Origin of the sequence: Paenibacillus sambharensis (assembly GCF_003233845.1) — a bacterium.
Taxonomy (GTDB): Bacteria; Bacillota; Bacilli; order Paenibacillales; family Paenibacillaceae; genus Paenibacillus_I; species Paenibacillus_I sambharensis.
This window is the reverse complement of sequence record NZ_QKRB01000048.1, coordinates 1-24,508: the sequence shown is the minus strand read 5'-3', so window position 1 is coordinate 24,508 and position 24,508 is coordinate 1. Positions and strand designations below refer to the sequence as shown.

At 54.0% G+C, this 24,508-nt stretch carries 23 protein-coding genes and 1 rRNA gene; 23 read left to right on the top strand and 1 reads right to left on the bottom strand.

The genetic code is table 11. The features are described 5' to 3' along the window. The first annotated feature begins 44 nt into the window (after positions 1-44). The 6 genes from spoIIE (at position 45) to ftsH (ending at position 8,698) form a co-directional block, all read left to right on the top strand. Positions 45-2,540 carry a stage II sporulation protein E gene (gene spoIIE / locus DNH61_RS15825; protein ID WP_181438738.1) on the top strand — a complete coding sequence of 832 codons (2,496 nt, stop codon included), beginning with the start codon at positions 45-47 and terminating at the stop codon, positions 2,538-2,540. A gap of 236 nt (positions 2,541-2,776) precedes the next feature. Then, positions 2,777-3,505, top strand: coding sequence for a vWA domain-containing protein (locus DNH61_RS15820; RefSeq protein ID WP_111147660.1), 729 nt, complete (start codon positions 2,777-2,779; stop codon positions 3,503-3,505). Continuing rightward, the gene (locus DNH61_RS15815; protein ID WP_111147659.1) at positions 3,489-4,430 is read left to right on the top strand and encodes a serine/threonine protein kinase; all 942 of its coding nucleotides are present in this window, start codon (positions 3,489-3,491) and stop codon (positions 4,428-4,430) included. The genes DNH61_RS15820 and DNH61_RS15815 overlap by 17 nt, the downstream gene beginning before the upstream one ends. A gap of 117 nt (positions 4,431-4,547) precedes the next feature. After that, the gene (gene tilS / locus DNH61_RS15810; protein WP_245948204.1) at positions 4,548-6,011 is read left to right on the top strand and encodes a tRNA lysidine(34) synthetase TilS; all 1,464 of its coding nucleotides are present in this window, start codon (positions 4,548-4,550) and stop codon (positions 6,009-6,011) included. 33 nt (positions 6,012-6,044) lie between these two features. After that, positions 6,045-6,584: a hypoxanthine phosphoribosyltransferase gene (gene hpt / locus DNH61_RS15805; protein WP_111147657.1), complete on the top strand. Its 540-nt coding sequence runs from the start codon at positions 6,045-6,047 to the stop codon at positions 6,582-6,584. A gap of 110 nt (positions 6,585-6,694) precedes the next feature. Then, positions 6,695-8,698 (top strand): ATP-dependent zinc metalloprotease FtsH, encoded by a 2,004-nt coding sequence (gene ftsH, locus DNH61_RS15800; protein WP_111147656.1) that lies wholly within the window; start codon positions 6,695-6,697, stop codon positions 8,696-8,698. 82 nt (positions 8,699-8,780) lie between these two features. On the opposite strand, the gene DNH61_RS15795 is transcribed toward ftsH, so the two are convergent. Then, positions 8,781-9,245 (bottom strand): DUF2269 family protein, encoded by a 465-nt coding sequence (locus DNH61_RS15795; RefSeq protein ID WP_111147655.1) that lies wholly within the window; start codon positions 9,243-9,245, stop codon positions 8,781-8,783. Positions 9,246-9,610: 365 nt separating this feature from the next. Between DNH61_RS15795 and nadA the strand changes: the two genes are divergently transcribed. The 17 genes from nadA to DNH61_RS15710 form a co-directional block, all read left to right on the top strand. Beyond that, complete coding sequence (gene nadA / locus DNH61_RS15790; RefSeq protein ID WP_111147654.1) at positions 9,611-10,549, top strand: quinolinate synthase NadA; 939 nt, start codon at positions 9,611-9,613, stop codon at positions 10,547-10,549. A 99-nt stretch (positions 10,550-10,648) separates the two neighbouring features. Then, a complete protein-coding gene (nadB, locus tag DNH61_RS15785; RefSeq protein WP_111147653.1) occupies positions 10,649-12,265 on the top strand; it encodes an L-aspartate oxidase in 1,617 nt (538 codons plus the stop codon). Further along, entirely contained in the window at positions 12,258-13,136 is an 879-nt protein-coding gene (gene nadC, locus DNH61_RS15780; protein WP_111147652.1) for a carboxylating nicotinate-nucleotide diphosphorylase, read from the top strand. The genes nadB and nadC overlap by 8 nt, the downstream gene beginning before the upstream one ends. Further along, positions 13,136-13,903 (top strand): type III pantothenate kinase, encoded by a 768-nt coding sequence (locus tag DNH61_RS15775; protein WP_111147651.1) that lies wholly within the window; start codon positions 13,136-13,138, stop codon positions 13,901-13,903. The genes nadC and DNH61_RS15775 overlap by 1 nt, the downstream gene beginning before the upstream one ends. 33 nt (positions 13,904-13,936) lie before the next feature. Then, the gene (gene hslO / locus DNH61_RS15770) at positions 13,937-14,827 is read left to right on the top strand and encodes an Hsp33 family molecular chaperone HslO (protein ID WP_111147650.1); all 891 of its coding nucleotides are present in this window, start codon (positions 13,937-13,939) and stop codon (positions 14,825-14,827) included. An 18-nt stretch (positions 14,828-14,845) separates the two neighbouring features. Next, complete coding sequence (locus DNH61_RS15765; protein ID WP_111147649.1) at positions 14,846-15,769, top strand: peptidylprolyl isomerase; 924 nt, start codon at positions 14,846-14,848, stop codon at positions 15,767-15,769. A 142-nt stretch (positions 15,770-15,911) separates the two neighbouring features. After that, positions 15,912-16,850 (top strand): cysteine synthase A, encoded by a 939-nt coding sequence (gene cysK / locus DNH61_RS15760; RefSeq protein ID WP_111147648.1) that lies wholly within the window; start codon positions 15,912-15,914, stop codon positions 16,848-16,850. 117 nt (positions 16,851-16,967) lie between these two features. Beyond that, positions 16,968-17,549 (top strand): aminodeoxychorismate/anthranilate synthase component II, encoded by a 582-nt coding sequence (gene pabA, locus DNH61_RS15755; RefSeq protein ID WP_111147647.1) that lies wholly within the window; start codon positions 16,968-16,970, stop codon positions 17,547-17,549. Between the two features lie 2 nt (positions 17,550-17,551). Continuing rightward, positions 17,552-18,424, top strand: a complete 873-nt coding sequence (gene pabC, locus DNH61_RS15750; protein ID WP_111147701.1) for an aminodeoxychorismate lyase — start codon at positions 17,552-17,554, stop codon at positions 18,422-18,424. A gap of 76 nt (positions 18,425-18,500) precedes the next feature. After that, complete coding sequence (gene folP / locus DNH61_RS15745; RefSeq protein WP_111147646.1) at positions 18,501-19,373, top strand: dihydropteroate synthase; 873 nt, start codon at positions 18,501-18,503, stop codon at positions 19,371-19,373. Between the two features lie 31 nt (positions 19,374-19,404). Next, positions 19,405-19,791 carry a dihydroneopterin aldolase gene (gene folB / locus DNH61_RS15740; protein WP_111147645.1) on the top strand — a complete coding sequence of 129 codons (387 nt, stop codon included), beginning with the start codon at positions 19,405-19,407 and terminating at the stop codon, positions 19,789-19,791. Beyond that, positions 19,769-20,356 carry a 2-amino-4-hydroxy-6-hydroxymethyldihydropteridine diphosphokinase gene (gene folK / locus DNH61_RS15735; RefSeq protein WP_111147644.1) on the top strand — a complete coding sequence of 196 codons (588 nt, stop codon included), beginning with the start codon at positions 19,769-19,771 and terminating at the stop codon, positions 20,354-20,356. Before folB ends, folK begins: the two co-directional genes overlap by 23 nt. Then, positions 20,308-20,514, top strand: a complete 207-nt coding sequence (locus tag DNH61_RS15730; RefSeq protein WP_111147643.1) for a helix-turn-helix domain-containing protein — start codon at positions 20,308-20,310, stop codon at positions 20,512-20,514. The genes folK and DNH61_RS15730 overlap by 49 nt, the downstream gene beginning before the upstream one ends. A 54-nt stretch (positions 20,515-20,568) precedes the next feature. Further along, on the top strand, positions 20,569-21,564 hold the full coding sequence (dusB, locus tag DNH61_RS15725) for a tRNA dihydrouridine synthase DusB (RefSeq protein ID WP_111147642.1): 996 nt from the start codon (positions 20,569-20,571) through the stop codon (positions 21,562-21,564). Between the two features lie 409 nt (positions 21,565-21,973). Beyond that, on the top strand, positions 21,974-22,450 hold the full coding sequence (greA, locus tag DNH61_RS15720) for a transcription elongation factor GreA (RefSeq protein WP_111147641.1): 477 nt from the start codon (positions 21,974-21,976) through the stop codon (positions 22,448-22,450). 134 nt (positions 22,451-22,584) lie between these two features. Continuing rightward, positions 22,585-24,108: a lysine--tRNA ligase gene (lysS, locus tag DNH61_RS15715; RefSeq protein WP_111147640.1), complete on the top strand. Its 1,524-nt coding sequence runs from the start codon at positions 22,585-22,587 to the stop codon at positions 24,106-24,108. 277 nt (positions 24,109-24,385) lie between these two features. Next, positions 24,386-24,508, top strand: a 16S ribosomal RNA gene (locus DNH61_RS15710); the annotation flags it as partial.

Below are 24,508 nucleotides of genomic sequence, written 5' to 3'. Positions count from 1 at the left end.
GGGATGGTGGAAGTTCTAAAATTCGGAATGGTGGTGCCAGAATAATGATGAACAAACGCAACCTGATTATGTTTCCGGGTGCAAAGCAAACAGGTGTCGTTCAGGAGACGGTTCGTAAAGGCTGGAATTCTGCGGGGATGAAGCGGATGGTACAGACCATAGCGTCCAAGAAGTGGACAGTGCTGCTTGCAGTGGTCGCTTTTCTGCTGGGCAGGGCTATGATTTTGGAGTCGCTTGCACCCTTTGCCATTGCTTACTTCGCCGTTATTTATTTTCTGAGACGGGATGTCCATCTGATTGTTGCCGCTTCGCTTGTTCTCGGCAGCTGGTTCGCTGCTACGCCATCCACCCTATGGATTGCCATGGAGCTGTCCGCCTTCTATCTGCTTGTGAAAGGAATGGAAGCTTATGAGCGCTCTGAATTATCCTATGCGCCGCTCATTGTCTTTATATCCACGATGCTTGTAAAATTGTTCGGCGTCGTCTTAACCTCCTCACTGGATTGGTACCATCTGATGATGGTGGCGGTGGAGGCGAGTCTCGCCTTTGTCCTCACGCTCGTCTTCATCCAGGCGGTACCGGTACTGACGATGACGAAGAAGACCTCCGCACTGAAGAACGAGGAGATCATCTGCCTGATGATTCTGCTGGCCTCCATTATGACCGGTGCGGTCGGCTGGGTGGTGTACGGGATGTCGGCCGAGCATGTCATGTCCCGCTACCTGCTGCTGATGTTCGCGCTTGTGGGTGGCGCTCCGCTGGGGGCATCGGTAGGCGTAGTGGGCGGATTAATTCTCAGCCTTGCCGATTTTGAAGCGATTGTGCAGATGAGCCTGCTCGCCTTCTCTGGCCTGCTTGCCGGTCTTCTTCGGGAGGGCGGCAAGGCAGCTGTAGCCTTCGGAATGCTGCTCGGCACGTCGATCCTCTCTATCTATGTAGGCGGCCAGACGGATGTGCTGACCTCGACCTGGGAATCGGTGGCCGCAGCCGCACTCTTCCTGTTGACACCGAGAAGCCTGCTTCGGACAATCGCCCGTTATGTGCCGGGGACAAGCGAGCATGCCAAGACGCAGCATGAGTATGCGCGAAGGGTAAGAGATGTAACGGCTCAGCGGGTTACGCAGTTCTCCGAGGTCTTCCGGCAGCTGTCCCGCAGCTTCGGGCAGATGCAGGAGACGGATGCCTGGCAGAAGAGCGAGGATGACAAGACCCATTTCATGAATGCGGTAGCCGAGCGAACCTGTGCGACTTGCTTCCGGAAGGACATGTGCTGGGACGGCAAATTTTATCAGACCTATAAGGTGATGACGGACATGATGTCCTCGGTTGAGGCCAACCGCCGCGTCGTCACGAAGGAGCTGCCGAAGGAGTGGACAACCCACTGTGTCCGGCCGCAGCAGGTATTGGCGACGATGCGGCAGCAGTACGACCTGTTCGAGCATGACCAGCACTGGCGCAAGCAGATTCAGGAGTCGCGGCAGCTGGTCGCGGATCAGCTCTTTGGGGTCTCCCAAATCATGGAGGATCTGGCCAAAGAAATCCGCCGCGAAGGCCAGGAGCTGCATCTGCAGGAGGAGCAGATCCGGGAAGCGCTGGAGGGGCTTGGACTGTCCATCCAGAGTGTGGATATTATCAGCCTGGAGGAGGGCAACGTAGACATCGAGGTGACCCATACCTTCGGCAGGGGGTATGATGAATGCCGCAAAATTGTTGCGCCGCTGCTGTCCGATATCCTTGGTGAGCATATTGCCGTCAAGACCGAGCGTTATCCGGATGCCAGCGGAGAGCCAGCCTCCGTTACCTTCGGTTCAGCGAAGGAATTCGAAGTGGAGACCGGGGTGGCGGGAGCTGCCAAGGGCGGAGACCTGCTCTCAGGCGACAGCTTCAGCACCGTCGAGCTTGGCAACGGCAAGTTTGCGGTAGCCGTTAGCGACGGTATGGGGAACGGTGAACGTGCGCGGCTGGAGAGCAGCACGGCGCTTACGATCCTGCAGCAGCTGCTGAAATCCGGGATGGATGAGAAGCTGGCTATTAAGTCGGTCAACTCGGTGCTTCTGCTTCGGTCCTCTGATGAGGTATTCGCCACGGTGGATGTGGCCCTGATCGATATGTATACAGCGAAGACGACCTTCATGAAGATCGGCTCGACGCCAAGCTTCATCCGTCGCGGCAGCGAGGTAATCCCGATCTCCGCGAATAATCTGCCGATTGGCATTCTGCAGGACATCGACGTCGATCTGATTCGCATCCAGCTGCAGCCGGGAGATACCCTGATCATGATGACAGACGGCATTTACGATGCGCCGGGACATGCCGTGAACAAGGAAATGTGGATGAAACGCGTCATTCAGGAGCTGCATTCGGAAGATCCTCAGGATATGGCAGATGAGCTGCTGGAGCATGTAGTGCGCCACCACGAAGGCCAGATTGTGGATGACATGACCGTTGTTGTCGCGAAGGTGAGCAAGCATCAGCCGGAGTGGGCAACCTTCCGCTGGCCCGGCATGTCCAAGTTTGAGCGTCCGCGTACGGTGAGTTAACGGCAAGCCGGAGCGGAATAAGCGGGTGTCTTAACCTTCTTTATGATTTAAGAGAAGAGACTGTGCCGGGCCTTCTGGTGCAGTCTCTTTGCAGTTGGAGCTTACTGCTGCTTAAGGTCCCTTTAGGAAGGATGCTAGAATAGCAGCAGTAGACTGGTATAAGCCCTCTATTTCCGGGAATGCTGATTGATAGGCAGTTCAATTACTAGTTACGGAAAATAGGGAGGCGTATGCGCGTGAGGCAGATTTTGCTTATAACAGACGGCTGCTCCAATGTCGGCATGAGTCCGGTCGTTGCGGCCGCACATGCCAGATCTGAAGGGATTACTGTTAATGTAGTCGGGGTACTCGATAATAATGAAGAAGCATCTATGGCGGGCAGAGAGGAAATTGCCGATATAGCTAGAGCGGGCGGTGGTCTGAGCCGGATCGTGCATGAACGGCAGCTGTCGCAGACGGTTCAGCTGATGACCCGCAAGACGGTTGTTACTACGATTCAGCAGGCGGTCAACCGGGAGCTGAAGCAGGTGTTTGGCACAGATGCAATAGAAGAGCTGCCGCCGGAGAAGCGGGGGCAGGTCGTTAGAGTCATTGATGATTTGGGTGAGACATCGGATTTGAAGGTGGCACTGCTGATCGATGCGAGCGCAAGCATGAAACCGAAGCTTGCGGCGGTGGAAGAGGCAATCCGCGACCTGATGCTCAGTCTTCAGGCGCGCTCAGGACGCAGTGAAATCGCTGTGTTCCATTTTCCGCATTCCAGCAGCGGTGATGACTGCATGTGCGACCTGGACTGGACCGATAATCTGACCGGCATGCGCAGCATTATACCGAAGCTGCAGATGCGGGGGACGACGCCAACCGGGCCTGCGCTGATGCAGGTGATTGATTTTTACGGTAAAGGCGGCTATGGTAGAACTACTAGAAGAGAAACGGATGGGATAAGCGGTGACTACGTCGTTTGATATCCGGCTGGCGCGCGGGTCGGTGCTGACCGGCAAGTGGAAGAGGGACCAGTACCGGGTGGACCGGCTGCTGGGTGAAGGGGCTAACGGCAAGGTTTATCTGGTTGAGCACCTGGGACGGCAGTTTGCGCTGAAGATCGGCGGAGATGCCGTTGACCTGCAGTCGGAAATCAATGTGCTTCAGAGCCTTGCCGTCCAGAAGAAGGGGGCCGAGCCCTTCCTGGTCGCCGTGGATGACTTTCGCCATGAGGATGGAAGAGAATATCCGTTCTACGTCATGCGTTATGTCAAAGGCAGCACGCTGAATGAGTTCCTGCACAGGGAAGGGGCGGATTGGTTCCCGCTTATAGGCTTCCACCTGCTGGGCAGGCTTGCGGCGCTTCACGAAGCGGGCTGGGCTTTTGGCGACTTGAAGCAGGAGAATGTGATGGCAGGCGAATTCGGCCGCGTCGAGCTTGTCGATTATGGCGGTGTAACTGCAGCAGGCAAGAGCGTCAAGCAGTTTACGGAGATCTATGACAGAGGCTACTGGAATGCCGGCACTCGGACGGCTGAGGGCAGCTATGATCTCTTCTCGTTTGCTGTGCTCTGCATTCAGCTGTTTGAAGGAAAGCGGCTGATACAGGTAACACAGACTCTGCTGCCTCAGAACCGGAACACGGAGGAACTGCTGAAGCTGGCGGCGGGCAATTCTGCCTTGAAGCCCTTCAACGGCTGGCTTACTAAGGCGCTGAATGGCGGCTTTGCCAACGCCCGTGAAGGAGCGGCTGCGTGGCAGCGGCTCATGTACGGGCCGGGTGTAAGGATGCGGAGGCAGAAGGGCAGCGGTTGGGTCAAAGGGCTGTTCGCCGCTTCGATGGTTGTACTGGCTGCGACGGTAGTCTGGATGTTCGCGGAAGGCGCTATACCTGACGGGCTGTGGTGACTTTGGCGGCGCGCGAGGCGCCTTAGGGAAGTGGGGGCGGATTGTTTGACCGCCAGCGGGTTGGTGTAAATTTACAATAGAGTTACCGGGGTGAGATGTGGAGTCATGGAGGAACTGGTGAAACGTACGAAACAGGCGGCACTGCAGGAGGGTCTCTGGAGCCGGGGGGACACGATTGTAGTAGCGGTATCAGGCGGGCCGGATTCGACGGCATTGCTCCATGTGCTCCACCGGCTGGCTGAAGAGGAGGATATCCGGTTGGTTGCGGCGCATGTCAACCATGGCTTCCGGAAGGAAGAGTCCAGCGCGGAGGCTGATTTTGTTAAGCGTTTATGCCGTCGTCTGCATATCCCATGCGAGATAACGGAGCTCGATATGCCTGCCGAGCTGGCGGCTGTCAGCGAGAACCCGCAGCTGGCCTCCCGCCGGCGGCGCTATGCGTTCCTGCACAGGATTGCGGAGAAGTACGGAGCTTCCAAAATCGCGCTTGCCCATCATGCGGACGATCAGGCGGAAACCGTGCTGATGAGGCTGCTTCGCGGGACAGGCCTTGGAGGGCTCTCAGGGATGGCGCCCATCCGCCGCGAAAAAAACGTGGAACTTATCCGGCCTTTCCTGCGTATGAACAAGACGGATATTCTGGCTTACTGCCGGCAGGCAGATGTGGCCTATTGCGAAGACAGCAGCAACAGCCAGCGGTATTATATGCGCAACAAGCTGCGGCTTGACGTTCTCCCTTATCTTGAGACAATGAATCCCGGTGTGCGTGAATCACTTGTCCGGCTGGCGGAAGTCAGCAGCGGAGAGCATGATTACATGCAACGTCAGGCGGAAGCCGTATTCCAGGAGCAGGCCGTGCAGACCGGCAGAGGATGGAAGCTGAAATGCAGTCAGCTGGCCGGCATCCACGTCGCTTTACAAAGGAGATTGATTAAACTAATATTAAACTATCTCACTCTGGAAACGGAAACGACTTCCTTCGAACGTATTGAGGAAATCCGTCTGTCCGCTACTGACGAGTTACGTACGTCCTGGAGCCTGGATGCAGGCGGCGGGGTGCGGTGTGTTCGTGAATATGATACACTGCGTTTCATCAGGGATAGCGGCGGTACGGAAACGTCGGCGGAGTTTGAGTATTCCGTTACGCCAGAGCATAAGCGGCTGCTGATCGCCGAGACAGGGGAAGAGCTGTTGTTCGGCACCGGCAGAACAGAGCCTGGGAAGAATGACAGCCGTACATATGGCGGGAGCGGCAGTGAAGTGTACTTTGATGCCGAAGCCGTCCGTTTTCCTTTAACCGTCCGCAGCAGAAGGCCGGGAGACCGGATGAGCGTTTTCGGTTTAAACGGCACCAAAAAAGTGCAAGATATGTTCGTTGACAGTAAGATTCCGCCGTCACGGAGAGACCGGATACCGCTTGTATGGGACGCCGAGGGACGGCTGCTCTGGATACCGGGCGTTCGCAGGTCGTCAGTTGCCCCGATTGGGGCTGGGACCGAGCGGCTTCTGCGGATCGTATGGTCGGGAGATGCGGACATTGGCGAGGCCGAAGGCCGCATGGATGGAAGCATGGATTCATAAACATAAGTAGATAAGACATTGGGGGTTCCGAAGTTGCTGAACGACATTCAAGAAGTACTGTACGACGCCGAACAAATCCAGCAGAAGGTGAAGGAGCTGGGGGAACAGCTGAGCCGTGATTTTAACGACCGGAATCCGCTTGTTATCTGTATTCTTAAGGGCGCTTTTATCTTCATGGCCGACCTGGTTAAGAATATGGATATCCCGCTTGAGCTTGACTTCATGGCAATATCCAGCTACGGGGCATCGACGAAATCATCCGGAGTCGTCAAGATTATTAAGGATCTGGACACGCCGGTTGAAGGGCGCGACGTGCTGATTGTTGAGGATATCATCGACAGCGGCCTGACGCTCAGCTACCTGATTGATGTGCTGGAGCGCCGTAATGCTAAGTCGGTAACTGTTGCAACGCTCTTTGACAAGCCGGCCGGCCGGACAGTGGATCTGGAGGCTGATTATACCGGTTTCACCCTACCGGATGCTTTTGTTGTCGGATATGGCCTTGACTATGCCGAGCGGTACCGCAACCTGCCTCTCATCGGCATTCTGAAGCCGGAAGTGTACAGCAAATAACAGCAATCATCGTACCAGGGATCACCCTTATCGGGTCTAAATCCGGTTCTGTTGAGAATGGGAGACCTGCTATGGTAAAATATTTTAAGCGCCTTGAGAGGAGGTAGGGGATGAATCGGATCATCCGAAATACCGGATTTTATTTACTTATTTTTTTGGTGACCGTCGGGATCGTCCAGTTTATCAGCGGCCAGAACGATACAACACAGGAGCTTTCCTATGATAAGTTCCGTCAGGTGCTTGCTGATAACAACGTCGAGGAAGTTACTCTAAAGTTTGACGGCTACACCTATTTGGTCACTGGTGAATATAGAACACAGCCGAGTGATGCGGAGAGCAAGAAGTTCTTCTCGCGTATGCCTGCTGAAGAGTACGCAACCGCAGAAGTTCAGAACGCTTCGGCTGCGAACGGGTTCAAATTTAACATGGAGAAGATGGAAGGCCAGAGCATCTGGCTGACATTCCTGACCTCCATCATACCGTTTGTGATCATCTTCATCCTGTTCTTCTTCTTAATTAATCAAGCACAGGGCGGCGGCGGTAAAGTCATGAACTTCGGCAAGAGCCGCGCACGTCTTTATAATGAAGAGAAGAAGCGGATCACCTTTGAGGATGTGGCAGGGGCTGACGAAGAGAAGCAGGAGCTTGTCGAAGTCGTTGAGTTCCTGAAGGATCCGCGGAAGTTCAGCGCCGTTGGCGCACGTATTCCGAAGGGTGTACTGCTCGTAGGTCCTCCGGGTACCGGTAAAACGCTGCTTGCGCGTGCTGTTGCAGGCGAAGCGGGCGTTCCGTTCTTCAGCATCTCAGGTTCCGACTTCGTTGAGATGTTCGTCGGTGTCGGTGCTTCCCGTGTTCGTGACTTGTTCGAGAATGCGAAGAAGAACGCGCCATGTATCATCTTCATCGATGAGATCGACGCCGTTGGACGTCAGCGGGGCGCAGGCCTTGGCGGCGGTCATGACGAGCGTGAGCAGACGCTCAACCAATTGCTTGTTGAGATGGACGGGTTTGGCGCGAACGAAGGTATCATCATCGTTGCGGCAACGAACCGTCCGGACATTCTTGACCCGGCACTTCTTCGTCCAGGCCGTTTCGACCGTCAGATTACGGTTGACCGTCCGGATGTTAAGGGCCGCGAAGCGGTTCTGAAGGTCCACGCACGCAACAAGCCGCTCGCTAAGGACGTGAAGCTGGAAGTCATTGCGAAGCGGACGACCGGTTTTACGGGTGCGGATCTTGAGAACCTGCTGAACGAAGCGGCACTGCTAGCGGCACGCCGCAACAAGAAGGACATCGCCATGCAGGAAGTGGATGAAGCAATTGACCGTGTTATCGTTGGTACGGAGAAGCGCAGCCGCGTAATCAGCGACCGGGAGAAGCGGATCGTCGCTTTCCACGAAGCGGGCCATACCATTATCGGTTACTTCCTGGAGCATGCCGATATGGTACACAAGGTAACGATTATCCCGCGCGGCCGTGCCGGCGGATATGTGATCATGCTTCCGAAGGAAGACCGGATGCTTGTTACGAAGCAGGAGCTTCTGGATAAGGTCACGGGCCTCTTGGGCGGCCGTGTAGCGGAAGAACTCTTCATCGGCGAGATTGGCACTGGCGCATACAGTGACTTCAAGCAGGCGACGGGCATTGTCCGCAGCATGATTATGGAGTACGGTATGAGTGAGAAGCTTGGTCCGATGCAGTTCGGCAATTCGCAAGGTCAGGTGTTCCTCGGCCGTGATATCGGTCACGAGCAGAACTACTCGGATGCGATTGCTTATGAGATTGACCAGGAAATGCAGAACCTGATCAATTACTGCTACACACGGGCGAAGGATCTCCTGAATGAGAAGAGCCGTGAGGTAACCCTGATTGCCGAGACGCTCCTTAAGGAAGAGACACTGGAACTCGAACAGATCAAGCGTTTGATCGATACCGGTACGCTTGAGGGCGGCAGTGACGATAATACTTCTGGTGAGACTCCTGAGGAGACCAGAGGCGAGCCGTCAATTGATACACTTGGCAACGTTAAGGTTCGGATTCAGAAGAAGGAGCCTGGCAGTGATGCCACTCCGGGCGGCGACGATAACGGTAATGACGGTATGGATCCGCGATAAACTGCGGGTCCCCTATATAGAGGAAGAGCTTCCACCGAAGGGTAGAAGCTCTTTCCTTTTTTTGGTTGGAAATTCAGCTGGTTCAGGGCAGCCGCTTGACCACCATCAGCAGCAGAACGAGCAGCGGCAGCACAGTCGCTATTGTTCCGGCAATATTCCAGCGGCGGCTTGTACGGCGGTAATCGTCACATACAGCACCTGAAGTGCGGGAATGCTGTGCAAGCTGGAGCATCTTCCGCTGTGCCGGAAGCAAGATAGTCAGCCACAGGATGCCGGATATCAGGAACATGAGGTAGGATGCACTTAGCCAGGACCATTGCCACAATGAGTACCCTTGCTCCTCAATCATCATATGACCGGAGAGCAGCAGCAGCGATATGCCGGGTAAAGTAAAGAACAGATCAGCACGGAGTACGGACCTTGCTGCAACGACGATGATGTGCGGATTGCCGCTCCAATCTGCGCTTACCTTCCAGAAGGCCGTAATGATAATATTGCCGATGAAGAGAATAGCACCGAGTACATGAAGGGTCAGCCAGAGATTCATCAAGAGTATTCCATCTCCTTTTTTTTAAAGGTTGTGGGTTAAGTGTAAGATGGAGTGCGATCCTCTCCAAGTGAGGGAAGTCACGTGTCAGGCTGACTGTCCTCCGGATTGCAGGTGACGATGGTCATACGTAAAGATGTGAAAGCTGTTGGCAGGGTAAGAAGGGCGAACTTTGCTACAAATGGGGAGCAGTGCTCGTTCCTGCTTTCACAAGCAGCCCCGTCCTTTTATTGACAGCCTCTGTGGCGTTGTGTAAATTAGTTGTTAACCAATTGATTTCGCGGTCATTGGTCACACTAAGAATCATCAGGCATCTATTGATGGGGGACATGAGCCCTTTGACATAATTAAGGAGTGGATGATCCATGGAAGCATTGGCTCTCGAGCGCAAGGCGGAACAGAACCGTGTACTTCGCGAGCGGCTTATGCAGCTGAAGAAAGAACGCAACGCCATTATTCTTGCTCATTATTATCAGCGTGACGAAATACAGGAGGTAGCCGACTTTCGTGGGGATTCATTCCTTCTGGCACAGAAGGCTGCAGAAACCGATGCGGAGACGATCGTATTCTGCGGTGTCCACTTCATGGGCGAGAGCGCGAAGATTCTGGCCCCGAACAAGACGGTCATTATTCCTGACGAACGTGCAGGATGTCCAATGGCGGACATGGTCAATGTTGATGGACTGCGCAAGCTGAAGGCTCAGCATCCGAACGCAACGGTTGTCACTTATATTAACTCATCGGCTGAGATTAAAGCCGAGACGGACATTTGCTGTACATCGGCGAATGCTGTGAAGGTCGTTAATTCAGTGGATTCGGACGAAGTGATTTGGGTTCCGGACAAGAACCTTGGCCATTATGTGCAGCAGCACACAGACAAGAAGATGATCATCTGGGAAGGCTACTGTAATACGCATGATATGTTGACGGTGAAGGATGTTGAAGAGATGAAGGCCAAGTATCCCGAGGCGCTCTTCGTCGTTCATCCGGAGTGCCGCCCAGAGGTTGTGGAGATGGGCGACTTTGTTGGAAGTACAACAGCTATCCTTAAATTCTGCAAGGAATCGAGTCACAAGCAGTTTATCGTGGGTACGGAGGATGGAACCGGCTACCAGCTACGTCTGGACAGCCCGGATAAGGAATTCCACTTTGCGACCAAGTACCTGGTTTGCCCGAATATGAAGGTCAATAATTTGAAGAAGCTGGTTAAATGTCTGGAAACGATGCAGCCGCAAATTTATGTGCCGCCTCATATTGCAGATCAAGCCCGCCTCTCGCTGGAGCGTATGCTCCAAGTGAAATAGTTACCCGTTTCCCTTAACGGAGCTTGTCTATACTTTATGCCAAAACGGTGCTTACCCCTTCGCCGGGGTAAGCCGTTTACGCTTGTACGGAGGACTGTCATGATACCTAGATATCTGGTGGACGTCGAGCTGTCACAGCTGCCCGTCATCGACAAAGATGTGATCGTTATTGGGGCCGGCATTGCCGGTCTTTTTACGGCTATAAAGGCAAGTGAACATAATTCAGTCCTGATGATTACGAAGAAATCGCTGCTCGACAGCAACACCCGGTACGCCCAGGGCGGAATCGCGGCCGTTATATCGGATGAAGATTCGCCGGCCTATCACAGGCAGGACACTCTCATCGCCGGTGCTGGGTTATGTGCCCATGATGCCGTTGATGTGCTGGTTCACGAGGGACCCGATGGAGTTGCTGATCTCATTCAGATGGGAACCCAGTTCGATCAGGAGGATGGAGCTTACGCGCTGACCAAGGAAGGCGCACACAGCCAGCGGCGGATCCTGCATGCCAACGGAGATGCAACCGGCTACGAGATCGTCCGTGCCTTGTCGGAGAAGACCAAGGATCACGATAACATTGAGGTGTGGGATGACCACTTCGTTATCGACCTGATTACACATGATGGGGAATGCTGCGGAGCGCTCGTCCAGAAACCGGATGGCAGCCGTGTATACGTGCGGGGGAAGGCAACTGTGCTATGCTCTGGCGGGGCCGGGCAGCTTTACCGGTATACCACCAATCCTGATGTAGCGACGGGTGACGGGATCGCGATGGCTTACCGTGCGGGCGCTAATATTCAGGATGTAGAGTTTATTCAGTTTCATCCAACGGCACTTTGTTATCCTGGTGCGCCGCGGTTCCTGATCTCGGAAGCGGTTCGGGGTGAGGGTGCTGTGCTCCGCAATATTAAGGGCGAGCGCTTCATGGAGCGATATCATGAACAGCTTGAACTGGCGCCGAGAGATGTGGTAGCACGTGCGATCGTAAGTGAGATGGAGATTACCAAGTCTACCTTCGTGTACATAGATATAACGCATGAATCGGCAGACCTTGTGAAGCACCGGTTTCCGACCATTTATGAATTCTGCCTGAATTACGGGCTTGATCTGACAACGGACTGGATTCCGGTGGCGCCCGCGGCCCATTATATGATGGGCGGGGTAAAGACCGACCTCAATGGGGAAACCAGTATTAAGCGTCTCTTTGCCTGCGGCGAGGTATCCTCCACTGGCGTGCACGGGGCGAACCGTCTTGCGAGCAACTCCTTATCGGAAGCAATTGTGTTCGGACGCAGAATTGTGCACCGGATCAACAATCTGGAACCCTTCTGTGCGGAAGTGCCATCAACGCTCGAATCACCTGTGCGGATGGCTTCCTCTATTCAGGCTGTAGTGGAGAAGCGGCTTAAGCTGCAAAAGATTATGGTCCGCTACTCAGGGCTTAGGCGGGATGGAAACGGCCTGTCGAAGGGGCTGGACGAGCTGAAGCGGCAGCTGCCGATTTTTCAGACCCTGCTGACCAAACGGGAGCAGTATGAATTTGCCAACCTGCTTACCTGCGCGCTGTTGACGACGCAGGCTGCCCTTTCCCGTGAGGAGAGCAGAGGGGCGCATTACCGGGAGGATTTCCCGGAACGGGATGATTTGCTGTGGCGTAAGCACACTGTGCTGCATCGCGAACATGGCGTGACAGAGGAGCGGATTAACGATGTTTGAGTTGGACCGGTATCAAGACGCGCTGCGGAGTCAGATTAGAAGCTGGCTGGCCGAGGATATCGGCTATGGGGATGTGACGACCGAATCGACAATCCCATATGGTCACCAGTCCAAAGCGATTATCCATGCCAAAGAGGGCGGAATTGTGGCCGGGCTTCCAATCGCACGCCTTGTATTCGATATCGTGGACCCTTCACTTGCTTTCACTCCAATGCAGGAGGATGGACAAGCAATCCGTAAGGGCGATGTCCTTGCCGAGGTGACGGGGAGCACGCACAGTCTACTTACGGGAGAGCGGCTGGCACTTAACCTGCTCCAGCGGTTATCCGGCATTGCCACGAAGACACGCAAGTATGTGGAAGCGATTGAGGGGCTCCCGGTCCGACTGGTGGATACCCGCAAGACCACACCGGGACACCGGCTGCTGGAGAAGTATGCGGTGCGGATCGGCGGCGGAGCCAATCACCGGTTCGGTCTATACGATGCCGTAATGATCAAGGACAACCATATCAAGGGAGCGGGCGGCATTACGGCGGCTGTTGCCGCAGCACGCGGGCGGATTCCGCATACGATGACCATTGAGGTGGAGGCGGAATCCTTAGAACAGGTACAGGAAGCGCTGCAGGCCGGGGCAGACATTATAATGCTCGATAACATGCCGCTTGAGCGGATGGCGGAAGCCTGCCGTATGATTCGTGCGGCTGCCCCCCATGTTCGGATCGAAGCATCCGGCGGTGTCCGGCTTGATACGATCCGCGGCATTGCCGAAACCGGTGTGGATGTCATATCGGTAGGCGCACTAACTTACTCGTTTGATGCACTGGATATCAGTCTGGACCTGAACGAGAGGAAAACGGGGGCGTCTCTCTGATGATAGTAGTCGTGGATGTAGGCAACACGAATATTGTACTTGGGATTTACCGGGGCCGGGAGCTTCTGCATCATTGGCGGCTGAGCACTAACCGTTCAGCAACCGTTGATGAATATGGCATCATGATTCATAATCTGTTTCATTTTGCGGAAGTCTCCATGAAGGATATTGACGGTATTATGATCTCTTCGGTCGTGCCGCCGCTTATGCGCACATTGGAGCAGCTGTGCCAAAAATATTTTCACAAGTCGCCTTACATTGTGGGACCAGGCATTAAGACAGGGTTAAATATACGGTATGAGAACCCGCGTGAGGTAGGAGCCGACCGAATCGTCAATGCGGTGGCGGCAATTGAGAAATACGGAACCCCGCTGATCGTGGTTGATTTCGGAACGGCGACTACGTTCGATTACATTGATGAAGAAGGCAATTATTTGGGCGGCGCTATCGTGCCCGGGATCGGCATCTCCACTGAAGCGCTGTACCAGCGTGCCGCCAAGCTGCCGCGAATTGAGCTCGTGAAGCCGAAGAGTGTAATCGGCCGCAATCCAGTGACGTCCATGCAGGCAGGGATTATCTTTGGCTATGCCGGCCAGGTGGATGGGATCGTGAGCCGGATTCGTGCGGAGTTTGGAACAGATCCGCGTGTGATTGCAACCGGCGGACTGGCGGAGCTCATTGCGGGGGAATCATCCACGATAGAAGAGGTTGACCCGCTGCTTACGCTGGAAGGACTTCGGATTATATATGAGCGAAATATGGAATAGATATAACGAGGACGACGAAAGGAGTGGACAAGGGTGGAAGATATATTGATTCGCGGAACGGCCTGGAATGGCAAGATCCGTGTGTTTGCCTGCCGGGCTACCCATCTGGTTGACGAGCTGCGCCGGCGCCATGGCACACTGCCTACCGCCACGGCAGCACTTGGCCGGACGGCTATTGCTGGTGCGATTATGGGGGCGATGCTCAAGGGTGAGGAGAAATTGACCATCCAGGTTAAAGGGGACGGCCCAATCGGACAGATCGTTGTGGACGCCAATGCACATGGGGAAGTAAGGGGTTATGTGGATCACCCGCAGGTACACCTGGCGAGCAACGCGCAGGGCAAGCTGGATGTAGCCGGTGCTGTCGGACGCTCTGGCCATATTCATATTATTAAGGACTTGGGAATGAAGGAGCCTTATCGCGGCAGCATCCCGATTATATCCGGTGAGCTTGGAGAGGACTTTACGTATTATTTTGCTTCATCGGAGCAGACCCCATCCGCTGTGGGGCTGGGCGTGCTTGTCGACACGGACGGTTCAGTCCTGCAGGCCGGCGGCTTCATTGTTCAGCTGCTGCCAGGTTTGACCGATGCGGATATTACACGGCTTGAGCAGGCACTCTCGGTTATGCCGCCGGTAACAGCACTTCTCGACCAGGGTGAAACGCCTGAGAGCATTCTGCAGTTTGCACTGGGGGACGATGTGCAGGTTATGGACAGCATGCCGATCCGGTTTCAGTGCAAGTGCTCGCCTGAACGTGTCGAGAAGACATTAATCAGTCTGGGAGAGTCTGAGCTGAGCCAGATCATCCAAGAAGAAGGCAAAGCGCAGGTTGAATGTCACTTTTGCAATGAAACGTACAAGTTTGACAAGCCGGAGCTCGAAAGGCTCCTTGAACATGCCAAACCGAAGCCGATGCAATAAGCCGGCGGAGGGGCAAGTATGGGGAAAATTCAACTGTTAAAGGCCGTGATCATTGCTCAAGCGCTGTGCATGATCGTGTTTTCCATCGTTGTGATGGTTAGAATGGTAAGGCCTGACGCAGCGCTTGGCGAAGGCGGCACGGATGCGGATAATAGACCGATTGCCAAGGTGGGCAAGCAGATCATAACGGCTGGTGCCCTGCAGATCGAATTGATCAAGCAGCATGGCGAGTCTGTACTCAAGCAGCTGATGCTGCGGGAAGCCGTCCGGCTTGAGGCTGAGGCACTCAAATTGTCGGTTACCCAAGACGAAGTACGTTCCGCACTGGATCAGGCGATGGAAGGCTATGATAATGAGAGAGCCTTCTATCAGGCGATGCGGGAGCAGCTTGGCATGAATGAGGAAACTGTGCGGGAGGACGCGGAATACAGGCTTCTTCTCGAGAAGGTGGCAACGGCAGCTGTTGAGGTGCCCAAGAAGGATGTTGATGCTTACCTGGCAGAGCATCCCGAAGTATTGGAACCATCGGAGCGGGTTACAATTTCCTGGATTGTAAGGGACACGAAGCAGGAAGCATCGGACACACTGCAGCGCTGGCTGGAAGGGGAGTCCTTCGAGACACTGGCTGGTGCTTATTCCATAGATGAATTTACGGCGGATAATGGAGGCTGGATCGGGACGGTGGAGACAGATGACGTCTACCTGGAGCCTGGAGTCCGGGAAGCACTCCCTTCCATCGGAGTCGGTGAAGCCGGCGGCCCGGTTCAGATTGAACAGGGATGGGCCGTGCTGCTTGTGCATGAACGTACTCTGATCGAACAGCCGGATCGCAGCCTCGTGGAAGAAGAGGTACGCAGGCAGCTGGCACTTGATGCTGCAGCACCGCTGCCGGAGCTGGAGAATGAGCTGCTTGAGAAATATAACGCTGAAGTACTGAAATAGCCGGCGGCCAGCAGTCATGGGGACAATGGACTAATGGTCAATTCCTAGCGGTAAAGTTGCTATTGACAACTTGGGCCCATGGTTATAAGATGAAGAAAGATGAAAACCAACTAATTTAGTCGGAAATAGGGAGGGCTCCAGGATGGCTAGAATTGTGAACAGTGTAACGGAACTTATTGGCGATACGCCGCTTGTACGTCTTAACCGTCTTGTACCGGAAGATAGTGCCGAGATTTACGTAAAGCTTGAATATCAGAACCCGGGTGCCAGCGTTAAGGACCGGATTGCAATCAGCATGATTGAGGTGGCCGAGCAGGAAGGCCGCATTAAGCCTGGTGATACAATTGTTGAGCCTACCAGTGGCAACACTGGGATCGGACTGGCTCTGGTCGCAGCAGCCAAGGGCTATAAGGCAATCCTTGTAATGCCTGAAACCATGAGCGTTGAGCGCCGCAACCTGCTTCGTGCATACGGCGCTGAGATCGTCCTTACGCCGGGTGCGGAAGGAATGAATGGTGCGGTTCGCAAGGCGGAAGAGATTCAGCGCGAGAACCCAAGCTACTTCATGCCTCAGCAGTTCAAGAACCAGGCAAACGTGAAGATTCACCGCGAGACAACAGGTCCCGAAATCGTGGAAGCGATCAATTCGCTGGACGGCAAGCTGGATGCTTTCATCGCAGGTATCGGTACTGGCGGCACGATTACAGGCGCTGGCGAAGTGCTGAAGAAGAATTTCGAAGGCGTGAAGGTTTACGCGGTAGAGCCTGCAGCTTCCCCGCTGCTGTCGGGCGGCAGCCCAGGCCCTCACAAAATTCAGGGCATCGGCGCCAACTTCGTGCCGGATATCCTGAATCGTGAGATCTACGACGGCGTTATTACCGTTGAGAACGAGGATGCATTCGAGTATGCACGCCGTGCAGCCAAAGAAGAAGGCATTCTTTGCGGTATTTCTTCGGGTGCAGCAATCTATGCTGCGCTGAAAGTAGCGAAGGAGCTTGGCAAGGGCAAGCGAGTTGTCGCTGTAGTTCCTAGTAACGGCGAGCGTTACCTGAGCACACCGCTCTTCAACTTCGAGAACTAAAGAACAGAAGTGCGAGCGTCCCCTTAGGGTAAGGGGGCGCTTTTCTTCATATTATGCGATAGGGTATACTTATAAGAAAATGATTACGGAATCGTCCGTTCCTGAGGAGGACAAGCCATGATTTTGGTCATCGACAACTATGACTCGTTCACCTACAACCTGGTCCAGTATTTGGGCGAGCTTGGCGAAGAGATTGTGGTCAAGCGCAATGATGAGATCGATCTGGACGGCGTGGCGGAGTTGGCGCCTGACCATCTGCTGATTTCCCCCGGGCCATGTACGCCGAATGAAGCGGGCATCAGTCTTGCGCTCATTGAACGGTTCAAGGGACAGATTCCCATTATGGGTGTATGCCTCGGCCACCAATCCATCGGCCAAGCTTTCGGCGGAGAAGTAGTCCGGGCAGATAACTTGATGCATGGCAAGACATCCGAGATTCACCATGACGGTAAAGGTGTATTTGCCGGCGTGCCATCCCCTTTCACGGCGACCCGGTATCATTCGCTTATCGTGAAGAAAGAGACGCTTCCGGACTGTCTGGAGATTACGGCCGAAACTGCAGAAGGTGAAATTATGGGTCTTCGCCATAAGAAATACCCGATCGAAGGGGTACAGTTTCATCCGGAGTCCATTATCACCGACCATGGAATGTCACTCCTGAGAAACTTTCTTCAGACCAAGGCAGGCGCTGCGTCTTGAGCTTGAAGGTGATGTATAACGGGTCTGTCGTTGATGCTCATGAAGCCGTGATCTCGATTTATGATCACGGCTTTTTATACGGTATGGGGTTATTTGAAACGTTCCGGACCTATGGCGGCAGGCCTTATCTGCTGGATATGCATATGAAGCGTCTGCAGAACGGCTGCAGAGCACTCTTCATTGACTGCCGGTTGACGGCGGAGACGGTCCGCGAGTGGATCGCGGAGCTCCTGCAGGCCAATGAGCTTGATGATGCTTATATTCGGCTGACCGTAACGGCTGGGAACGGTGAGCTCGGCCTGCCGTCAGCGGATTATGACGACCCGAATGTGCTGGTCATTGTCAAACCGCTGCCAGTTCTGCCGGAATCGGCTTATGTCGAAGGACGGGAGCTGAGGCTGCTGAATACCCGGCGCAATACGCCGGAAACCGACATTCGTCTTAAGTCGCTGCATTATATGAATAATATTGTCGCCAAACGTGAGCTCGCGGCGCTGAAAGCCGCCCCGGGTGCGGAAGGGCTTATGCTGACCCGGGAAGGCCTGCTTGCCGAAGGCATTGTGTCCAATCTCTTCTTCCTGCGCGGCGGAGTGGTATGCACACCGCGTACAGACACCGGCATTTTACCGGGGATTACAAGGGAGAAGGTACTGGAGCTGGCGGCGTCACTCAGGTACAGAACGGAGGAAGGCTTGTACCGTTGGGATGATCTGCTGGAGGCCGAAGAAGTATGGGTCACGAACTCCATCCAAGAGGTGATGCCGGTCACGCGGCTTGTGGACCAGCAGGGGACAAGAGCAGTTGTTGGCCAAGGGTATGCAGGTGATGCAGCCAGAAGGCTGATCGCCGCTTACCGCCAGAGCATTAATGGGTGAGCTTGGCACTGGAAAGGCTAAGACTAGCTGAATGGTTGAGCATTTGGGCGGACAGATGCATCAAGGAGGAAATGTGATGACAATCAGACCGGTGTTTTACCGCCGCAGCTACAGCTGGGGGCAAGCCTCGCTGGAGCTCGGGGAGCGGACGCTTGTAATGGGCATCTTGAATACGACGCCAGATTCCTTCTCTGATGGCGGGCGCTATACCCGGATTGATGCTGCGGTGGAGCATGCCAGGGAGATGGCAGCTCAAGGAGCGGATCTAATTGATATTGGCGGTGAATCGACAAGACCGGGCAGCTCGCTTGTACCGCTGGAAGAGGAGCTCGCACGGGTCATCCCCGTCATTGAAGCGGTTCACAAGGCTCTCCCGCATATTCCAATTTCTATCGATACGTATAAAGCGGAGACGGCCAGGCAAGCACTGGAGGCAGGGGCTCATATTATTAATGATGTATGGGGCCTGCAGGCAGACCCGGACATGGCCCGAATTGCGGCAGCAGCCGGCTGCCCGGTTATTATCGGCCATAACCGGGAGTCAGGGGGATATGCCAATCTCGCTGCCGATATAGCCGCTGACCTGAGGCGAAGTATTCGGAGCGCCCTGGAGGCGGGGGTGCAGCAGGAGCAAATCTGGGTGGACCCGGGAATTGGCTTTGCCAAGGATTATGATGATAATCTGTCCTTGATGGGTGAGCTGGACGAGCTGTCAAAGCTCGGTTACCCGATATTGCTCGGGACCTCGCGCAAACGGTTTATTCAGCGGACGCTTGATCTGCCTCCGGATGATGTGGTGGAAGGCACAGCTGCAACGACGGTTATGGGTATTATGCAGGGCTGCCAGCTTGTACGGGTGCATGATGTTCAGGCGAATGTCCGTGCTGCGCGTATGGCGGATGCGGTCGTATACCGGTTTGCTGATATACGGAAGCAGGCTGGTGAATAAGGAAGCAGCGGATAGAACGGAGTGACGGAATATGGATAAAATGATTCTGAAGGGCATGCAATTTTTTGGCTATCACGGGGTTATCCCCGAGGAAAACAAGCTTGGGCAGCGGTATGGCGTAGAGCTTGAGCTTCTTCTTGATCTTGGGCAGGCCTCGGAGTCCGACGATATTGATGCAACGGTAAATTACGCGGAGTTATATGAAGTGGTGAAAGCTGTTGTCGAAGGGCCGCCGTCGAAATTGATCGAAGCCGTGGCTGCCCGTATTGCATCAGCCGTTCTGGACACTTATACTATTATCAATGAAGTGGCCGTAAGGGTGACGAAGCCGCACCCGCCGTTCGATATCCATTTCGACGGAGTAACGGTGGAACTTCGCAGAAGGCGTGATGAAGATGGTACGATCATTCCCGCTTGATTACCCTGAACACGGGGCAGGCGGCTCGGCAGACAGCACGGAGCGGGAAGCTTATATTGCCCTCGGCACCAATCAAGGTGACCGGGGCGCCATGCTGTGCGCAGCGCTTGACAGGCTATCGGCGCTTCGGGATGTACGGGTAACCCGTGTGTCCGCTGTGTATGAGACTGATCCTGTAGGCTATACCGAGCAGCCTGCTTTTCTTAATATGGTCGCAGCCGTACAAACTGCCCTGGAGCCGGACCGGCTGCTTGCGGAATTGCTTAGAATCGAGCATGAACTCGGACGTGTCCGCGATATTCGCTGGGGGCCGCGTACGATCGACCTGGATTTACTGATGATGGAAGGCGTCACGATGAATACCGAACAGCTTACCATTCCACATCCCCGCATGATGGAGCGAGCCTTTGTTCTGGTTCCGCTCTGCGAGGTGCTGGATGAAACAATGCCTCAGTACGATGAAGTTGAAGCGGCTGCGCAGCAGGCATTGGGACAGGGAAAGGAAGGCATTGCACGATGGAATACGATCAATTGGCACAGCGCATCCGCGCTTTTCGAAAGTTAAAGGGATTTACCCAACAGCAGCTGGCTGAACGGCTTGGCGTCTCGGTAGCGGTGCTTGGTTCGCTGGAGCGGGGAACGCGCAAGCCCGAGACCAAGCTGATCGAGCGGATTGCCGAATCCCTCGGGGTTAGCTATGAAGAGCTGACGGCAGGCGGCTAGTCGTTACGAAGAAGTTGAATAAGGCGCAGGCTTGGGAAAGGAGTATGGGGCACCATGCTGAAAATTGGAGACATCGAGATGAAGAACCGAGTGGTGCTGGCGCCGATGGCCGGGGTATGCAATCCGGCTTTCCGCCTGATCGCCAAGGAGTTTGGAACCGGTCTGGTATGTGCGGAGATGGTAAGTGACAAGGCCATTCTGCATGGCAACAAACGGACCATGGAGATGCTGTATGTGGATGAGAGGGAGAAGCCTCTCAGCCTGCAGATATTCGGCGGCGACAAGGAATCGCTTGTTGAAGCTGCCAAGGTTGTGGACAAACAAACCAATGCCGATATCATTGATATCAATATGGGCTGTCCGGTGCCCAAGGTCACGAAATGTGATGCGGGCGCACGCTGGCTGCTCGATCCGAATAAAATCTACGAGATGGTATCTGCAGTAGTGGATGCAGTAGATAAGCCGGTAACGGTCAAGATGCGTATCGGCTGGGACAGCGAGCATATCTTCGCCGTAGAGAATGCCCAGGCAGTCGAGCGTGCCGGCGGCAAGGCGGTCAGTGTTCACGGCCGTACCAGGGAGCAGCTGTATACCGGCACCGCTAACTGGGATATTATTAAGGAAGTTAAGGAAGCTGTATCTATTCCTGTGATCGGAAACGGCGATGTGTTCTCTCCGGAGGATGCAAAGCGGATTCTTGAGCATACCGGCTGCGACGGCGTCATGATTGGACGGGGCGCACTCGGCAACCCTTGGATGCTGTACCGGACTATTCACTACCTGACAGAGGGCGAGCTGCTGCCTGATCCGCATCCATCGGAGAAAATGCGGATTGCTGTGCTGCACATGGACCGCCTGGTTGCGCTCAAAGGAGAATCCACAGCTGTGCGCGAAATGAGAAAGCATCTTGCCTGGTATCTTAAAGGACTGCCTGGCGCGGCAAGAGTCAAGGATGTCATTATGGAAGAGACGAGCCGCGATCAGATGGTGAAGATTCTGAATGATTATGTCCAGTCGCTTGATGAAGCCGGCGAAGCAGTCGTTCAATAATGTATAAGGCCGCGCGGCTTGCTGCGCGGCTTTCCTGCTGTGCGTGAATGGTATGGCGAAGCTAGATCATCCTCTGCTTTGCCGGCTCCAGGAAAGAATGCTGATGCTGCCTGTTTTGGCTTTACAGCACGGGCTTAAGCGGTTTCAGAAGGCGTTTGGCTGTCATTGACATTTGGGCTGGATATGAAATATAATCATGCAATAACATTTGTCCCGGCAAGGGGCATAAGGATTTTTATTCGATTGCCGGCTGTTAGTCAGGCCGAAGGCGCCTTGCACGTTCGGTGCGGTGATGGGGCAGCGGAAACGCTTTTTTACAGGTCATGTCACGGGTTGGAGTCAATATATTAAGTAACAGTGAATTCATACAGAGTATGAAAATTTTGCACACGACAGGAGAATCGGTAAGATGAGCGATAAAGAGATCATTCTGACGCAGGACGGCTTGAAGAAGCTCGAAGAGGAGCTGGAGAATCTCAAGTCCGTCAAGCGCCGGGAAGTGGCTGAACGGATTAAAATCGCCATCGGCTACGGGGATATCAGCGAGAACTCCGAGTACGAGGATGCGAAGAATGAACAGGCCTTTATTGAAGGCAGAATCATCACCCTTGAGAAAATGCTGCGCAACGCGCGTATCATCAATAATGATGAAATCGCTACGGATACGGTGAGCATCGGCTCCATTGTAACCGTTGAAGATGTGGAATTTAAGGATACGATGGAGTACGCCATCGTCGGCACGGCTGAGTCCGATCCGCTCCAGAATAAGATTTCCAATGAAAGTCCGGTCGGAAAAGCGATTTTGGGCAAGAAAAAGGGTACAATTGTAGAAGTAAACGTACCAGCCGGCGTCATTCAATATAAGATTATCGATATCAAAAAATAGCATCCAAAGCGCAGACGTACGGTTATTAGCCTCACCAAATGGATATGGTTCTGAACGATGAAGAAGCTTCCATTGCGGAAGCTTTTTTTCGGACATGAGGTTATTGGGAACGGGTAGCAGAGAGAGGGAGATGAATGACTGTGGATCTTAATCAGGGACAGGGACAAGAACAGGAAGCCCAGGAGCTAAGTGAACTGCTTCAAATCAGACGCAACAAATTGGACGAGCTTCGGGCTCTCGGGGTAGACCCGTTCGGGAAGAAGTACGTACGGACCCATCAGGCGAAGGACATACTGGATGCTTATCAGGACGTCAGCAAGGAGCAGCTTGAAGAGCAGGCAGTAGAGGTATCGCTGGCCGGCCGTATTATGCAGAAGCGGGGAATGGGCAAGGCATCGTTCGCGCATATCCAGGACCTCTCCGGCAAGATTCAGATTTATGTCAGACAGGATACCGTGGACGAGAAGAAGTATCAGGCATTTGATCTGCTTGATCTTGGGGATATGGTAGGCGTTAAGGGGACTGTCTTCAAGACCAAGACCGGCGAGACGTCGGTTAAGGTGAAGGAACTGGAAGTGATGACGAAGTCGCTTCTGCCGCTGCCTGAGAAGTACCATGGACTGAAGGACGTAGAACTGCGCTACCGCCAGCGTTACGTGGACCTCATCGTAAATCCGGATGTGCGCCAAACCTTTGTTGCCCGTTCCCGGATTATCCAGTCGATGCGCCGTTACCTGGATTCGCTCGGATACCTTGAGGTGGAAACGCCGACCCTCCATACAATTGCAGGTGGAGCGGCAGCCCGTCCGTTTATAACGCATCATAATGCGCTTGATATGCAGCTGTACATGCGGATTGCGATTGAGCTTCATCTTAAGCGGTTGATTGTTGGTGGTCTTGAGAAGGTCTACGAAATTGGACGGGTATATCGCAATGAAGGGATCTCAACTCGGCACAACCCGGAATTTACGATGATTGAGCTGTATGAAGCCTATGCGGATTACAAGGACATCATGGCATTAACCGAAAATCTGATCGCCCATATCGCCAAGGAAGTGCTCGGGACAACGACGATCACCTATCAGGGCCAGCAGGTAGATTTGGCACCGCCATGGCGCCGTGTTTCGATGGTGGATCTGGTGAAGGAATTGACCGGTGTTGATTTCAGTGTCCAGATGACCGATGAAGAGGCTCATGCTCTTGCCAAAGAGCATAAGGTGCCGGTTGAACCGCATATGACATTCGGGCATATTCTGAACGCCTTCTTCGAGACATTCGCAGAGCACACGTTGATTCAACCGACCTTCGTTACCGGACATCCGGTTGCAATCTCCCCGCTTGCGAAGAAGAATGAGGAGGACCCTAGATTTACGGACCGCTTCGAGCTGTTTATCGTTGCGCGTGAGCATGCGAATGCCTTCACCGAGCTGAATGACCCGATCGATCAGCGTGAACGGTTCGAAGCGCAGCTTGTGGAGCGTGAGCATGGCAACGATGAGGCGCATGAAATGGATGAAGATTTCATCCGCGCACTGGAGTATGGCATGCCGCCAACAGGCGGACTCGGCATCGGTGTCGACAGGCTGGTCATGCTGCTGACAGACGCGCCTTCGATACGTGATATTCTGCTGTTCCCTCATATGCGTTCGGAAGAATAGCAGACAAGAGCTGTCCCGTTCAGGGGCAGCTTTTCTTTTTGAATGAAGAGGTCCATCCGCGGTTAAACTTTTTTGAATAAAAAGCTTGCATTCAGTTAGACAGCTGTGATATATTATTCAAGTCGCCGCTGAGAGGCGGACGGCACATTAGAAGGTATTCAACAATACAACCTTCGTAATTGTTCTTTGAAAACTGAACAACGAGCGAACTGCCCTGTCATTCCTTCATGGAATGATGGATAAGCAATACAGAATGAGCAAGTCAACTTTCATTACTTTAATGGAGAGTTTGATCCTGGCTCAGGACGAACGCTGGCGGCGTGCCTAATACATGCAAGTCGAGCGGATCTTTGAAGGTGCTTGCACCTTTAAAGATTAGCGGCGGACGGGTGAGTAACAC

Coding starts and splice junctions, on each gene's coding strand:
- greA (WP_111147641.1), top strand. CDS start 21,974: ATGAGCGATAAAGAGATCATTCTGACGCAGGACGGCTTGAAGAAGCTC.
- nadA (WP_111147654.1), top strand. CDS start 9,611: ATGGAAGCATTGGCTCTCGAGCGCAAGGCGGAACAGAACCGTGTACTT.
- folK (WP_111147644.1), top strand. CDS start 19,769: ATGGTACGATCATTCCCGCTTGATTACCCTGAACACGGGGCAGGCGGC.
- folB (WP_111147645.1), top strand. CDS start 19,405: ATGGATAAAATGATTCTGAAGGGCATGCAATTTTTTGGCTATCACGGG.
- DNH61_RS15795 (WP_111147655.1), bottom strand. CDS start 9,245: ATGAATCTCTGGCTGACCCTTCATGTACTCGGTGCTATTCTCTTCATC.
- nadC (WP_111147652.1), top strand. CDS start 12,258: ATGTTTGAGTTGGACCGGTATCAAGACGCGCTGCGGAGTCAGATTAGA.
- DNH61_RS15730 (WP_111147643.1), top strand. CDS start 20,308: ATGGAATACGATCAATTGGCACAGCGCATCCGCGCTTTTCGAAAGTTA.
- ftsH (WP_111147656.1), top strand. CDS start 6,695: ATGAATCGGATCATCCGAAATACCGGATTTTATTTACTTATTTTTTTG.
- spoIIE (WP_181438738.1), top strand. CDS start 45: ATGATGAACAAACGCAACCTGATTATGTTTCCGGGTGCAAAGCAAACA.
- folP (WP_111147646.1), top strand. CDS start 18,501: ATGACAATCAGACCGGTGTTTTACCGCCGCAGCTACAGCTGGGGGCAA.
- DNH61_RS15765 (WP_111147649.1), top strand. CDS start 14,846: ATGGGGAAAATTCAACTGTTAAAGGCCGTGATCATTGCTCAAGCGCTG.
- cysK (WP_111147648.1), top strand. CDS start 15,912: ATGGCTAGAATTGTGAACAGTGTAACGGAACTTATTGGCGATACGCCG.
- nadB (WP_111147653.1), top strand. CDS start 10,649: ATGATACCTAGATATCTGGTGGACGTCGAGCTGTCACAGCTGCCCGTC.
- DNH61_RS15775 (WP_111147651.1), top strand. CDS start 13,136: ATGATAGTAGTCGTGGATGTAGGCAACACGAATATTGTACTTGGGATT.
- pabA (WP_111147647.1), top strand. CDS start 16,968: ATGATTTTGGTCATCGACAACTATGACTCGTTCACCTACAACCTGGTC.
- lysS (WP_111147640.1), top strand. CDS start 22,585: ATGACTGTGGATCTTAATCAGGGACAGGGACAAGAACAGGAAGCCCAG.
- dusB (WP_111147642.1), top strand. CDS start 20,569: ATGCTGAAAATTGGAGACATCGAGATGAAGAACCGAGTGGTGCTGGCG.